This is a genomic window from Mucilaginibacter gossypiicola, assembly GCF_900110105.1.
GTDB lineage: Bacteria > Bacteroidota > Bacteroidia > Sphingobacteriales > Sphingobacteriaceae > Mucilaginibacter > Mucilaginibacter gossypiicola.
In genome coordinates, this window is the sequence record NZ_FOCL01000020.1 from 37,594 (window position 1) to 51,516 (window position 13,923).

A 13,923-nucleotide genomic window follows, 5' to 3' on the forward strand; every position below is an offset into this window, starting at 1 on the left:
CAGCGCACAATCCGATCACTGCTCTATCGAAATGACACCGTTTGCAATAACTCACTATTCGCCCCTGTAACTTGCCTGTTACAACGTCTCGATAATCTCCTTGAATTTAAGTTTGAATTAAATTGGTATAGTTTGTGTATTTATATGTGTATCTACGAAAATAGCGCTTTGAATGTATCCGAGGGAATAATTGAGGTCACTCACTGCACTTTTTTGTAGTCATTTGCTTTTTACAATTAATTAAAATTATGGTAATGAAAAGCATCTAAAGCAAAGCATCTATACATAATCTACATATGAAAATAGCATATATATCAACCTATCCCCCCCGCGAATGCGGCCTTGCAACATTTAATAACAATTTAATGCGTGCCATCAGCTCAAATTTTCCCGAGCGGCAAACCTTAGCACAAAACGGTTTTGTTGTGGCGCTTAATGATTCGGAGAACCTGCAGGAGTATGAATACCCGGAGGAGGTTAAATATGTTATCCGTCAAAATCATCAAAAGGATTATATCCGGGCGGCCAACTACATCAACACCAGTAATGCCGATGTATGCATTATGGAGCATGAGTTTGGCATCTACGGAGGGGAAAGCGGCATTTACATTTTACCGCTGATCAATCGCCTCGAGAAGCCATTGATCTCTATTTTACATACCGTATTAAAAGATCCGAGCTATGTGCAGCGCATCATTATTCGTGAAATAGCCGAACAGTCATCAAAAGTTGTGGTGATGAGTAAACGCGCGGTTGAGTTTCTGACCAGCATTTATGAAATCCCTGTGGACAAAATCCAGATCATAGAGCACGGCGTACCCGATGTGGAAGCTCCTGCCGAAAATCCGGTTAAGAACTTGTCGTCGTTCAAAAATAAGAGGGTGATGTTAACCTTTGGTTTGCTGAGCCGCAATAAAGGTTTGGAAACCGTTGTAAAAGCATTACCTAAAATAGTAGAAAAACATCCCGATGTAATGTACGTGGTGTTAGGCAATACACACCCCGGCGTTATCAAAAGCTCTGGTGAAGAATATCGCGATCACCTTAAATCGCTTGCTGCACAGTTGGGTGTTTCCAAAAACCTTGCGTTTATTGCCAAGTTTGTATCGGAAGAAGAGTTGGTAAACTATCTTACCGCCTGCGAGATTTATGTCACCCCATATTTGAACGAAGCACAGATCACCAGCGGCACGCTGTCTTACGCAGTAGGCGCAGGTGCAGCAGTGGTGTCAACACCATACTGGCATGCAACAGAATTGCTGGCCGATAAACGCGGCAGGTTATTCGACTTTAAAAATTCAGATGCATTAGCTGATACGGTTATCGAACTGCTTGATCAGGATCGCGTATTAAATGAGCTAAAAGAAAATGCTTATCAATACGGGCTGCATTTACGCTGGCCGGTAATTGGCGCCGAATTTATTAAAGTAGCACAGGAATCCCTCGTTAGATATGACTTTAGCGATAAGATTCTCCGCAATAGTATTGTTGATCCGGAGATATTACCGAAATTCAGTTTAACTCATGTTTTGCGTTTAACGGATGATACAGGTATAGTACAGCATGCCAAATACGGCATCCCAAATCTGAAAGAAGGTTATTGTTTGGATGATAACGCACGTGCCCTCATCATGGCGCTGATGGCTTATCAGCGTAACGGGAGCCGCGAGGCATTTGAACTGTTGCCGATATACCTGAGCTACATCCACTACATGCAGACCGACGATGGTAACTTCCGCAACTTCCTGAGTTTTGACAGGCGATACCTGGATGAGGTAGGCTCGGAGGATTCATTTGGCCGTACCATTTGGGCGCTTGGCCATTTGATTGGCTGTGCTGCGAGTAATTCATACCGGGAGTTTTCGTTAGAGATTTTTCATAAATCGGTACCACATTTTGCAGCGCTGAAACATTTAAGGGGAATGGCCAATACCATAATTGGTATCAGCTTATACCTGCAGGTTTACCCTACAGATGAGGGCATGGTGAAGATCTTGGCTAACTTAACCCAGCCATTGATAGATGCCTACAACAATACCCAGTCTGACGATTGGCAATGGTTTGAGGAGAAAATGACTTATGATAACGCCATTCTTCCACTTGCATTGCTGCATTCATGCGAAATAACCGGGAATGAAGAAGCTAAAAAAATAGCTTTGGCAACTATGGCTTTTCTCGATCAGCTTACATTGTCAAACGGCTATCTGAGCCCTGTCGGCAACGATGGCTGGTATTACCGCGGAGGTACTTTCCCAACGTTTGATCAGCAGGCTATTGAAACAATGGCTATGGTGCTGATGCACTTCCAGGCTTACCAGATTTTCAGGGTACCACAGTATATTGAAAAAATGTTCCTGAGCTATAAGTGGTTTCTGGGCGAAAATACCTTGCGCGCACCGCTGTACGACCATGAAACCAAGGGTTGCTGTGATGGATTGCTGCCGGGAGGTATAAACCGTAACCAGGGTGCCGAAAGCACGCTTGCCTACCTAATATCGCACTTAACGGTATTGAAAGCTTTTGAGCTGGAATATGAGTACAATAAATACGGTCAAAAAATGCAGATCTGTTAAATGAAGGTAGCGATATTAGCCCCTGTTGCATGGCGCACACCGCCCAGGCATTACGGGCCCTGGGAGCAGATAGCATCAAACATAGCCGAAGGCATTATTAACCTTGGGGCCGAAGTAACACTTTTTGCTACAGGTGATTCGATAACCGCCGGTACACTTGATGCCATTTGCGCTGCTGGTTATGAAGAAAACCGTACCCAGGACGCAAAAGTGCTGGAATGCCTGCACATCAGCAACCTGATGGAGAAAGCAGGGCAATTTGATATCATTCATAATAACTTCGACTTTCTGCCGCTTACTTATTCGGGGTTGATTAAAACGCCGGTGATCACTACTATACACGGTTTTTCATCACCGAAGATCATCCCGGTGTATAAAAAGTATAACAGCCGGGGGCATTATGTCTCCATCAGTAATGCCGACCGGAGCCGCGAACTTGATTATTTAGCCACGGTATACAACGGACTTGATACCCGTGATTTTCAATTTTATGAACAACCGGATGATTACCTGTTATACTTCGGCCGTATCCATCCTGATAAAGGCACTGCCGAGGCGATTGAGGTCGCCAAAAAAAGTAAAAGAAAGCTGCTGATAGCTGGCATAGTGCAGGATGCCAATTATTTTAAAGAAAAAATAGAACCGCAGTTATCTGAGGAGATTGAATATATAGGTCATGCCGGGCCTGATAAGCGCCGGGTGCTTTTAGGAAAGGCCTACGCTTTACTACACCCTATAAGCTTTAATGAACCTTTTGGCCTGAGTGTAGCCGAAGCTATGCTTTGTGGTACGCCGGTCATCGCTTTTAACCGGGGTTCGATGCCCGAGTTGATCAAGGATGCCCAGACAGGCTTTTTAGTAAATACGGTCGATGAAGCGGTTGACGCTGTTGATTGGCTTGATCAGATCAGCAGGGCTGACTGTTATGACTGGGCAAACTCGCAGTTTTCAAGTGAAAAAATGGTGAGTGATTATTGGGGCCTGTATAAAAAAATATTGGGATAAAAGAAAAACTGCCGCGGGTTTAGCGCAGCGTAACCCGTGGTGTAACATAATTTGGGCTTTCAGCCCAAGTAGATAAAGCTGAAAGCTTTAATCATAGCCAACCAGGGGGATAATTAAAACCATGTCATTGCGAGCGCAGCGTGGCAACCGCATGCTATACAGGGTGGCCTTGCTTCCGTGCGATTGCCACGCTGCGCTCGCAATGACATATTTGATGAGGCGCTTTTGTTAGCGAATATCTTAATTCAACTTATCCAACTCAGTTTTAACAAACGCAGCCAGTTCTTTTACATAAGCAGCGCTGAAGTCAAATTTGATCCCGGCGGTTTCATAAATTTCCTTGATGGTTTTGGTATAGCCTAATTTAAGAGCGTTAAGATATTGTTGCAAGCCTTTTTCAGGGTTTTCTTTATAGTTTTTCCAAACAGCAATTGCACCTAACTGGGCCATGCCGTATTCAATATAGTAGAAAGGAACCTCGAAAATGTGCAGTTGTTTTTGCCACAGGTTAGCTAAAGCTTCCGGGTGTTCGCTCCAATCAGCAAAGTTTGCACCGAAAGGTTCAAAGATCTCGATCCAGGCAGTTGTACGGTCGGCATCGGTATGGTCAGGATTGGTGTAGATCCAGTGCTGGAATTGATCCACCACAGCTACCCATGGTAGGGTTTTCAGTACGTCAACCAACTGATCGCGTTTGGCGCGTTTTAGGTCTTCCTCGTTGTCAAAATAAACATTCCAGTTATCCATCGATATTAGTTCCATCGACATAGAAGCCAATTCTGCAACTTCGGAAGGGCAATGTTTAAAATCATTCAGTTCCAGATCGGCGGTAAGGAAAGTATGTACCGCGTGACCACCTTCGTGTACCATAGTAGTTAAATCGCGGAAGGTATTGGCCGAGTTCATGAAAATAAACGGCGCACCTGTTTCGGCCAGCGGATAGTTGTAACCGCCAGGAGCTTTACCTTTACGGCTTTCCACATCAAACAACCCGTTATCTTTCATGATCTCCAAACGCTCACCCAAATAGCGGTTAATATTGCTGAAGCATTGGATAGATTTCTCGATCAGGTCTTCGCCATTTTGAAATGGTTTAAGGGCTGGTTTGCCAGAAATATCTACATCCATATCCCATGGCTTAAGGGCGGGTAAGTTTAAGGCCGCACGGCGTTTCTCGGCCTGCGCCCTGAGAATTGGAACTATTTCAGTTTCAATGGCAGCGTGGAAAGCATAGCAATCCTGTGGAGTATAATCAAAACGGCCCAAAGCCTGGAACATGTAATCGCGGAAATTTTCAAAGCCCGCGTTTGTGGCTACCGTGTGGCGAAGCTTACGCAGGTGATCAAAAAGTTCGTTCAGTTTTTCTTTATCCTGTAAACGGCGGCTGGTGATCTTTTCCCAAACTTCCTGGCGTTTGGCCCGGTCGGTACCTTTTAAAAATACGGAAGCCTGCTCTAAAGTAAATTCTTTATCATCAATGTGAACCGACATTGCACCGGTGGTTGACTGGTATTTCTGCTGCTCTACCTGGATCTCGGTTTGTACAGGAATGTTTTCCTCGCGGAAAAGTTCCAATGCTTTTTTTACCGCACGGAGGAATACAAAATATTTCTCACTGTCCAATTTATCTACATATTGGTTGGCAACCAGTTTTTTGTTTAGTTCGTTACTGAATGGAGCAATTTTAGGTTCAATTTCGGTAGCAAAATATTGAAATTTTTGCAGCAGTTCTTCGCTGGTAGTATCGCAGGTCATGCGGATATAGCGCCAGGCAAAATCTTCTTCTAATGCGGCTTCAAGCTCACTTTTATCGCGCAGCCATTTTTCCAGTTCTTCAACCGAATTAATAGGGCGATCAAGTAATTCTTTATAAAAAGGTTCAAGCGTTTCCCATTTAATATCGAGGGAAGAAGGAATATATGTTCTTGTTTTTTTGTGGATCATAATTTTTAGATGTGCAGATATGCTTATGTGCAAATGTGCAGATTATGGTTGGAGATGTGCAAATAATAGATGTGTAAATGTACACTAATTTGACAAACCGAAAGGATATCCAATAACGTCATTGCGAGGCACGAAGCAATCCCAAACTATACAGATCGGCTCTGTAGGTCGGGGATTGCTTCGTGCCTCGCAATGACGTTTTTTTGTTTTTAAACAGTTCCTTACAACTCCATACTCAACCCTTATAAAGTTTTCTTCGATATTTCGGTTATACCATCCTCGTAGCTTGTTGGTTTAAAATTGAATGCTTTCTCAAATTTGCTGCTATCGAAAATATAGTCATGATCGTACTGATAATACATTTCTACCGTACCCATTACCACTTTTTTAAACAAACCAAACATCCACAGCATTGCTTTATTAACGCGTGTATATTTTGGCTCAACTTTGTAAACCCTGGCGGCAATATCTAAAAACTGTTTACCGGTGATCGCAGGTGGGGTAGGGAGATGCCAGATCTGGTTGCCGCTATCGGGATCCTGACCAAGCATGAACATGGCTTTACCTGCGTCGGGCACATAAATAAAATTGTGTTTACAATTAGGATTGCCTATCCATTGCGCGTTTTGTTTTTTGGCGTAGTTGCTCAGCACCATCATGTCAATAAAGCTGTTGATTACAGCACCGTAAAAATCAGGTGCGCGGGCAATGGTTGCGTTAATGTTGCCTGCTTTAACTTCGTCCATGAGCATATTAGCAATGCCCGCACGGATTTCACCTTTAACGCTGCTGGGTTTGTAAGGTGTATCTTCGGTCATGGCCCCATCAACCAATCCGTACATATATACGTTATCAAAAAATATTAAACGCGCCCCTGTGGCTTTGGTAACGTTAATCACATTTTGCATGATTACCGGCCATTGCGCCCGCCAGATGTCTTTGTCGTAAACCAGGCCTGCAACAAGATAAATTACTGTTGATCCTTTTGCTGCCGCCAGTACTTCTTCGTAATTGAGCAGGTCGGCTTTTTGCCAGGTTACTTTTTGGTTATTATTGGTGTTAACCGGTTTGCGGCTAACTAAACGGATGGTTTCGTTATGATTAATTAACTCTTTGGTGAGGGCGTTCGCTACCGGACCGCCGGCTCCTAATATAGTATGCATGATCTTTTTCGTTTTGTGTATAACAAAGGTAGGCGGCCTTTGTAAATCAAAACGTTAACAAAAGATAACGAATTTCGGAATTCGGATGTTCGATTTCGGATTTAGTTGGATTTTGAATTTTGAACTGGCGTTGAGCCTTAAGCCTTCCCTTCTGCTTTTAGCTCTCCTCAAAAACCTTTATCCTTTCGCCTTTTACCTTTCACCTCCTTATCAGGCGCTTATCTTCATGATCCTTCTTCTGATCCGCGAAAGTGAAACCGGGGTTATGCCTAAGTAATTGGCAATATAATGTTGAGGAATACGGTAAAGGGCTTCGCCTCCTGTTTGTAAAAGATCGCTGTAACGCTCCTCGGGCGATTGGGTGATGAAAGCGGTAATGCGTTCTTCGTAACAAATGAGGTAATGCTCGGCTGTTAACCTGCCAAAGCGTTCCATTTTAAAGCCAAGCAGTTCATTCATGCAGGCTTGCTGCAAACCTTTATGGCTCAGATTCACTATCACCGAATCTTCCAACGCCTGGATATAGTTTGCGGCCGGGGTACGGGTCAAAAAGCTTTTGTAGGAGCTCAGCATTTCATCTTCAAAGCTGAAATAGCCGGTTATTTCTTCGCCATCTTTAACATGGTAGTAGCGTACAGCTCCTTTTACCACCAGGCCGATATGATCGCATACTTTGCCCGCCTCTACGTAAAACTTCTTCTTTTTTAAGGTATCTACAGTTAAGTAGTGCGATAAAGCCTGCCACTCTTCGTCAGTAAGCGGAACATATCTTTCAAAATATTCCCGGAACTTTTGGAGGGCGCTTAGTGGATCCATATCCTGTCGAGCAAGAACAATACAGCAAATACCACACTTGCAATACCGTTTGTTGTCATGAAGGCAAAGTTAACACGGCTCAGGTCGTTTGGTTTTACAAGCAGGTGCTGGTAGATCAGCATAGCGCAGAAGAATGCGATACCGATATAATACAGGAAGCCTACATGAGTTTCAACAGCAGGCATCATGATAAATATAGCCGAAAGCACATGTAAAAAGGTGGATAACCTTAAAGCATTTACCTTACCTAAATAGGCCGGGATAGAATGCAGGTTTTTGCTGCGATCGAAATCTTCGTCTTGCAGGGCATAAATAATATCAAATCCGCTTACCCAGCACAATACCGATAATGAAAAGAATATAGGCGTAATAGCAAATTGCCCGGTAACTACCAGGTAAGCACCAATAGGGGCAAGCGATAAGCCCAATCCCAATACCAGGTGGCAAAGCGCAGTGAAACGTTTGGTTGCACTATAACCCATCACCACAAATAAAGCTACCGGCGAAAGGAAAAAGCAAAGCCTGTTAATAAACCATGTTGCCGTAATAAACAGCAAACAGTTGATAATAACAAAGGTTAAAGCAGCCCGCGGACTAATCCTCCCCGCCGGGATATCACGCTGTTTGGTACGTGGGTTTTGAATGTCGATGTCCCTGTCCAGATAGCGGTTAAATGCCATAGCCGAATTGCGTGCAAATACCATACATAACACCATCAAAACCAGCTTAAGCCAGTCGAAATGATATTCTGTTGTAGTTACCGCCAAAAAGAAGCCGATAAATGCAAACGGCATGGCAAAAATTGTGTGGGCGAAGGTTACTAAGGATAAGTATTTTTTCATGGTTTTATTATACTCAGGCCGGAGGGTTGAACAACGGCACTTCAAAGTGCTGATTTATATTACTTATAAATGCCAATATCTCTTCACGGCCCAGTTGTGTTTCTGATGATGTGATAAAAAATTGTGGCATTTCCTCAAAAGTAGCCAGCATTGCTTTGCGAAATTTAGCTACGTTTTGATCTGTTTTAACTGAAGACTGTTTATCTGCCTTGGTAAATACCAATACAAACGACAGGCCTTTTTCGCCAAGCCAGTTGCAAAATTCAACATCGATCTTCTGTGGCTCCAGGCGACTGTCTATCAGCACCATTACACATTGCAGGCTTTCGCGCTTATCCAGGTAGGTATGGATAAATTTATCCCACTTGGCTTTCTCACTTTTTGATGCGCGGGCATAACCATAGCCGGGTAAATCCACAATGTACCAGCCTTCGTTAATCAAAAAATGGTTGATCAGCTGCGTTTTACCAGGGGTTTGCGATGTTTTGGCAAGACCCTTTTTACCGGTTAAGGTATTGATGAGGGATGACTTGCCCACATTTGAGCGCCCAATAAATGCGTACTCCGGTTTTACCGGTGGAGGCAGTTTACTAATCTGGGTATTGCTGCAAATAAAGTCGGCCGATTTTACGATCATTCTGCAAAGGTAGTATTTTTACTTTATGCGCTCACTGTAGTAAAATGCTAACGTAAATGGTGGTTACCTATTTATAAGCTTGTTTTACAATAGGAAAACAAAAAACAACGCAATAATAGTTAAATTTGATGTTTAAACATGTAATATAATGAACGATTATAAAATACCCGCCCAAAGCCGAATAGGCCACGTACATTTAAAGGTAAGTGATCTGCAAAAGTCGCTTGATTTTTATTGCGGTTTGTTGGGCTTTGAAAAGATGGTAATGTACGGCGATCAGGCTGCTTTTATATCTGCCGGTGGTTATCATCACCATATAGGTTTAAATACCTGGCATAGTAAAGGCGCTTCGCCGGCACCGGAATATGCACCGGGCTTGTACCATACCGCAATTTTATATCCTGAAAGAAAAGACCTTGCCGTTATACTAAAAAGGTTAATTGAAGCCCGTTATCAGATTACCGGTGCATCTGACCATGGGGTATCAGAGGCTATCTATCTGAACGACCCCGATCAAAATGGTGTTGAGCTTTACTGGGACCGGCCAAAAGAGCTATGGCCTGTAGATCAGGATGGTAATTTGACGATGTTTACCCGCCGGTTAGATATAGAAGGTTTACTGCAACTGGCTAATTAACAGGTTATAGCAAACAAAAAAACTCATTGCGGGTTATATATTCAACGGGGGATCAAAAGATTTTTTCTTTCCCGATCATTGGGAGGTGGAACGGCGAAGCAGTCCACTGCCGGCGATATTGCATGGTTGCTTGCAGTGTAAGGATTGCTTCGTACCTCGCAATGAGTTTTTTATAAAGATAAAACTGTTGTACGCAGGTACGAAGCAAAAAGTTATAAATTTTATAACTCCTTTATTCTAATACTCCTGAAATAGGCCTTATGGCCATGATCCTGCAAGGCAATTAAGCCGGTTTTAGCGGTGCCATAGTTGGGATAATCTTTCCATTTGCCTTCGGCTTTTTTCTTTTTCCAATCATCGGTCCAAGCTTCAAAAGCAATGATCTTTTTGCCGTTGAGCCAATGTTCAACATGCCCGTTATTGAAAACGATTTTGCTGGTGTTCCAGGTACCAACCGGGGCTGTTTTTTTTGAAGAATTGGGCAGGTGCATCGCATAATCGCAGCCTGTTTTTTGCCAGTCTTCCAGTTTATCAGGCCATCCGGCATCATCAATAATCTGGTACTCGGGGCCGGTTTCATAGCTGGCATGGTATTTAGGATCTTCAACTACGTGATACATCACGCCGCTGTTGCTGCCTTTATCTATTTTCCATTCCCATGAAAGTTCAAAATTGGTATAGGCTTTATCGGTTACGATATCGCCGCCGGTATCACCCTGTGCAGCACCAAGACAAACCAGGGCTCCGTCAATAATGGTCCAGTTTTTTACCGGCCCTTTTTTATTAAAGCCATGCCAGCCTTTTAGTGTTTTGCCATCAAAAAGGTTTACCCAGCCACCTTTTGCAGGGGTAGCCTGTTTGGCTGGTTTATGATGATTAACAGGGATGCCGGATGTTTGTACACAAACTAAACCTGCAGCGGCCAGTACTAAACCGAGTTTTTTGAATTGTTGTTTCATAATAAGGTATTGCTGTGAGTGGTTATTTTTTGATAAGCTGCATTTTTTCAGGATCCCAGAACATTGGCGTGTTGTTGTAATAACTATCGTTACACAATAGAGCCGGGGCCGCCGCACGATAACCAAAAATAGCGTCCTCGGTTACTTTGCCTTTGTTGCGGATGGCGGTAAAAAAGTTCACCATATGATCATACGGCCCACCTTTATACCCTTTTTCGGCATCGTACGTGATTTCTTCAGGCGGTAGCATTTTTTTGCGTTCGGCATAACCGCTACCAGCTTTTTTGAGCTTATCCAAATAGAACGGATCATCAGAATCCATCACTTTATTGCGTTTTAAGGTCACTTTATCCCAGGTTATATCCATTGAGCCCTCGCTGCCTACCAGTTTAAGATACGTTGTACCGCTGGTGCCATCCACAAAGTTGCATCGTAAAGAAAGATTAAAGGCCGGATGTGCCTGTGTTTTGCCATAATCAAAAGTGCCTAAAAGTACATCGGGTACTTCGCGGCCGTCGTTCCAGAAGCGTAAACCGCCTGATGCGTAAATTTTATTAGGCCCTACGGAATCAGTTATAAAATGCAGGCTTGAGAACAAGTGGACGAAAAGGTCGCCTGCCATGCCGGTACCATAATCAGTATAGTTTCTCCAGCGGAAAAAACGCTTTTCATCAAACGGACGTTTTTTAGTGTTGCTGATATAGGTTTCCCAGTCAACAGTTTGGGGCGATGCGTCTTCAGGGATAGGATATTGCCAAACCTCAAGCGGTGCGCGGCGTGCCCAGAAACCTTCGGCATAATTTAATTCGCCAATGGCTCCGCTTTTCAACAGCTCGTGTGCTTTTTCGTTACCTAATGATGATACACCCTGGCTGCCTACCTGGAAAATCATTCCTGTTTCCTTCTGTGCTTTGATCACCGCAGGGCCTTCGGTAATAGCATGTACCATGGGTTTTTCACAATATACGTGTTTGCCGGCGTGCATGGCATCAACAGAAATTTGCTGGTGCCAATGATCTGGCGTGGCAACGATTACCGCGTCAACATCTTTACGGTTCAGGATCTCTTTATAAACCCGGGTGGTAAAAATGTCGGCCCCCCAGCGGGTTTTGGCATCTTTTAGCCGACCATCGTACAAATCGCAAACGGCTACCAGTTTTACACCAGGCACCTGCAAGGCGGTGATGGTATCCTGTGTGCCCATGCCTCCGGCACCAATGAGGGCGATGTTTACCTGGTCGTTAGGACTGTTGCCGATTAGGCGTTTCTGGATTGAAAAAGTTTTGGCCTGGCTTTGGCTGGTTAAAAGGCCCGACCCGGCAGCTACAGCCGCGGTTGCGGTGGTTAGTTTTTTAATGAAACTACGGCGCGAGGATTCTTGTTCGTCTTTCATAAGGATAAGGAAACAAATTTTAAGTGTGATTTGTCGGCATGTACCGACATAATTGGTTTCTAAAAATAGTGAATTGACTTAACATTTATATAATCAGGGTAACTTAATATCGGGTATTAACTTCCTGGCGTATAGTTGACTCACCCGGTCTGCGCTTCGCTGGACCACCCTCTCTCCGGCTTCGCCGCAAAGAGGGTAAACGAAATGAAAAATTTAATCCCTTCTTTGCGAAGCAGAGAGGGGTGACTAGCGCAGCGATGTCGGGGTGAGTAACTTGTCAGCCCTGTTTCAGTATTCATTTTCGCCTGTCTTAATATTAAAGCATTCAGCATACAATCACTATCTTTGCCCGCGATGAGCAAAACCATAACACCGTACCATGACGAGCAGGCTACCAAAAAAGAGCAGGTGGCAGATATGTTTAACAACATCTCAAAAACATATGATTTTCTGAACCACTTCATGTCGCTTGGTATTGATATCATCTGGCGTAAAAAAGCCATCAACGAATTAAAGAACGACAAACCAAAACTGATACTGGATGTTGCTACCGGTACCGGCGATTTTGCTTTTGAAGCGCTATCTATCCTGAAGCCCGAAAAAATTATCGGTGTTGATATTTCAAGAGGGATGCTTGACATCGCAGAGCAAAAAATAGCCAAGCGTGGTTTAGGCGATAAATTTGGCGTAAAACTTGGTGATTCGGAAAAATTACCGTTTGAGGGCGCAGAGTTTGACGCAGTTACGGTTGCCTATGGCGTGCGTAACTTCGAAAACCTGGAAAAAGGACTTGCTGATATCAACCGTGTACTTAAACCCGGTGGAAAAGTAGTAGTGCTTGAGTTTTCAAAGCCTAAAGCATTTCCGATAAAACAGCTGTACAATTTTTATTTCAGCTATATTACACCAGGCATCGGTAAGTTGTTCAGTAAAGATGCAAGGGCTTACAGTTATTTGCCCGAGTCGGTAGCTGCTTTTCCCGATGGGCAAACTTTTGTGGCGTTGATGGATAAAGTAGGTTTTAAGAATACGAAATGCCGGCCTTTAACGTTTGGTATCTGTTCAATATACACCGGTATTAAATGATTATAAACCGTTACCTGCTTGTAGTTGTACTTATTTTTAGCAGCAATTTATTGTTTGCTCAGCATGTACCTGCATGGGGTGGCGGTGCCGATCAGCAGGACTTGAGCTTTGGCTTCAGTTTCACGTATGTAAGCACCGATTTCAAGATCGTTAATCAACCCAATTTTCGTGACCCGTTTTTGGACGAAAATGGAGTACAGGTTAAAGGGCCGCTTAATAGCATCAGCTCAAAAAGCTCACCGGCTTTCGGGGTAGGTTTCTTAACCCGCTACAGGATTACTGAGCACCTTGAGGTGCGGACAACGCCATCTTTAATATTTGCCGACAGGGCTCTGCATTATTCTTATGTTGATCCATCAGAAGACGTGGACAAAAAAGTACAAACCACATCCGTAGACATTCCGCTGCAATTAAAACTAAAATCAGACAGGCTGGGTGATTTCAGGGCTTACGTTGTAGGCGGTTTGAAATATACCCAGGCCATAGGCTCCAAGAAAAACTCAGATGCCAATCTTGATCTTTCCGAAAAGCTGGTGAAAAATGTTGGCGGTTTTGCTTCGTATGAAGCCGGCGTAGGTTGTGATATCTATTTCGAATTCTTTAAGCTCTCGCCTGAGATCAAGATCTCTAACTCGTTAGGCAACGTGCTGATGCGCGAAAATAATCCTTATTCGGCGCCGCTTAGCAGGTTGGGATTGCACACCATTATGTTTAGTTTGATTTTTGAGTAGAGGCTTAACTTTCGTTGCTGATTGTTTTCTCGCATAGGCGCTAAGACGCAAAGTTTTTTTATTTTCTTGACTTTCTTGCGCTCATTTATAATGAGTGCTTAAAATGGGTTTGCGTTTTTAACGCAATAGGTGATAAA

Annotated in this window: 12 protein-coding genes; 5 read left to right on the top strand and 7 right to left on the bottom strand. The window is 43.6% G+C overall.

Annotated elements, in window-relative coordinates; translation table 11 throughout:
* Positions 1-296: 296 nt before the first annotated feature.
* Both BMX50_RS32845 and BMX50_RS32850 read left to right on the top strand, forming a co-directional pair.
* Complete coding sequence (locus BMX50_RS32845) at positions 297-2,573, top strand: glycosyltransferase family 4 protein (RefSeq protein WP_091221898.1); 2,277 nt, start codon at positions 297-299, stop codon at positions 2,571-2,573.
* Positions 2,574-3,578, top strand: coding sequence for a glycosyltransferase family 4 protein (locus tag BMX50_RS32850; protein WP_091221902.1), 1,005 nt, complete (start codon positions 2,574-2,576; stop codon positions 3,576-3,578). It begins immediately after the preceding gene.
* Positions 3,579-3,818: 240 nt separating this feature from the next.
* Here the strand turns inward: BMX50_RS32850 and BMX50_RS32855 are convergent, their stop codons facing one another.
* The 5 genes from BMX50_RS32855 to yihA form a co-directional block, all read right to left on the bottom strand.
* Entirely contained in the window at positions 3,819-5,522 is a 1,704-nt protein-coding gene (locus BMX50_RS32855; RefSeq protein WP_091221906.1) for a M3 family oligoendopeptidase, read from the bottom strand.
* Positions 5,523-5,764: 242 nt separating this feature from the next.
* On the bottom strand, positions 5,765-6,685 hold the full coding sequence (locus tag BMX50_RS32860; protein ID WP_091221909.1) for an NAD-dependent epimerase/dehydratase family protein: 921 nt from the start codon (positions 6,683-6,685) through the stop codon (positions 5,765-5,767).
* A 210-nt stretch (positions 6,686-6,895) separates the two neighbouring features.
* Entirely contained in the window at positions 6,896-7,501 is a 606-nt protein-coding gene (locus BMX50_RS32865; protein ID WP_091221914.1) for a Crp/Fnr family transcriptional regulator, read from the bottom strand.
* Entirely contained in the window at positions 7,489-8,343 is an 855-nt protein-coding gene (locus BMX50_RS32870) for a UbiA-like polyprenyltransferase (RefSeq protein ID WP_091221917.1), read from the bottom strand. Before BMX50_RS32870 ends, BMX50_RS32865 begins: the two co-directional genes overlap by 13 nt.
* A gap of 13 nt (positions 8,344-8,356) precedes the next feature.
* A complete protein-coding gene (gene yihA / locus BMX50_RS32875; RefSeq protein WP_091221921.1) occupies positions 8,357-8,980 on the bottom strand; it encodes a ribosome biogenesis GTP-binding protein YihA/YsxC in 624 nt (207 codons plus the stop codon).
* A 148-nt stretch (positions 8,981-9,128) separates the two neighbouring features.
* On the opposite strand from yihA, the gene BMX50_RS32880 reads away from it, so the two are divergent.
* On the top strand, positions 9,129-9,617 hold the full coding sequence (locus BMX50_RS32880; RefSeq protein WP_091221925.1) for a VOC family protein: 489 nt from the start codon (positions 9,129-9,131) through the stop codon (positions 9,615-9,617).
* Between the two features lie 221 nt (positions 9,618-9,838).
* On the opposite strand, the gene BMX50_RS32885 is transcribed toward BMX50_RS32880, so the two are convergent.
* Both BMX50_RS32885 and BMX50_RS32890 read right to left on the bottom strand, forming a co-directional pair.
* Complete coding sequence (locus tag BMX50_RS32885; RefSeq protein ID WP_091221929.1) at positions 9,839-10,576, bottom strand: 3-keto-disaccharide hydrolase; 738 nt, start codon at positions 10,574-10,576, stop codon at positions 9,839-9,841.
* A 22-nt stretch (positions 10,577-10,598) separates the two neighbouring features.
* On the bottom strand, positions 10,599-11,969 hold the full coding sequence (locus BMX50_RS32890; protein WP_091221933.1) for a Gfo/Idh/MocA family protein: 1,371 nt from the start codon (positions 11,967-11,969) through the stop codon (positions 10,599-10,601).
* A 354-nt stretch (positions 11,970-12,323) separates the two neighbouring features.
* Between BMX50_RS32890 and ubiE the strand changes: the two genes are divergently transcribed.
* Entirely contained in the window at positions 12,324-13,055 is a 732-nt protein-coding gene (ubiE, locus tag BMX50_RS32900; protein WP_208864852.1) for a bifunctional demethylmenaquinone methyltransferase/2-methoxy-6-polyprenyl-1,4-benzoquinol methylase UbiE, read from the top strand.
* Positions 13,052-13,786 (top strand): type IX secretion/gliding motility protein PorT/SprT, encoded by a 735-nt coding sequence (gene porT, locus BMX50_RS32905; RefSeq protein WP_091221945.1) that lies wholly within the window; start codon positions 13,052-13,054, stop codon positions 13,784-13,786. Before ubiE ends, porT begins: the two co-directional genes overlap by 4 nt.
* Positions 13,787-13,923: the final 137 nt, after the last annotated feature.

Coding starts and splice junctions, on each gene's coding strand:
- porT (WP_091221945.1), top strand. CDS start 13,052: ATGATTATAAACCGTTACCTGCTTGTAGTTGTACTTATTTTTAGCAGC.
- yihA (WP_091221921.1), bottom strand. CDS start 8,980: ATGATCGTAAAATCGGCCGACTTTATTTGCAGCAATACCCAGATTAGT.
- BMX50_RS32860 (WP_091221909.1), bottom strand. CDS start 6,685: ATGCATACTATATTAGGAGCCGGCGGTCCGGTAGCGAACGCCCTCACC.
- BMX50_RS32865 (WP_091221914.1), bottom strand. CDS start 7,501: ATGGATCCACTAAGCGCCCTCCAAAAGTTCCGGGAATATTTTGAAAGA.
- BMX50_RS32850 (WP_091221902.1), top strand. CDS start 2,574: ATGAAGGTAGCGATATTAGCCCCTGTTGCATGGCGCACACCGCCCAGG.
- BMX50_RS32855 (WP_091221906.1), bottom strand. CDS start 5,522: ATGATCCACAAAAAAACAAGAACATATATTCCTTCTTCCCTCGATATT.
- BMX50_RS32880 (WP_091221925.1), top strand. CDS start 9,129: ATGAACGATTATAAAATACCCGCCCAAAGCCGAATAGGCCACGTACAT.
- ubiE (WP_208864852.1), top strand. CDS start 12,324: ATGAGCAAAACCATAACACCGTACCATGACGAGCAGGCTACCAAAAAA.
- BMX50_RS32890 (WP_091221933.1), bottom strand. CDS start 11,969: ATGAAAGACGAACAAGAATCCTCGCGCCGTAGTTTCATTAAAAAACTA.
- BMX50_RS32870 (WP_091221917.1), bottom strand. CDS start 8,343: ATGAAAAAATACTTATCCTTAGTAACCTTCGCCCACACAATTTTTGCC.
- BMX50_RS32845 (WP_091221898.1), top strand. CDS start 297: ATGAAAATAGCATATATATCAACCTATCCCCCCCGCGAATGCGGCCTT.
- BMX50_RS32885 (WP_091221929.1), bottom strand. CDS start 10,576: ATGAAACAACAATTCAAAAAACTCGGTTTAGTACTGGCCGCTGCAGGT.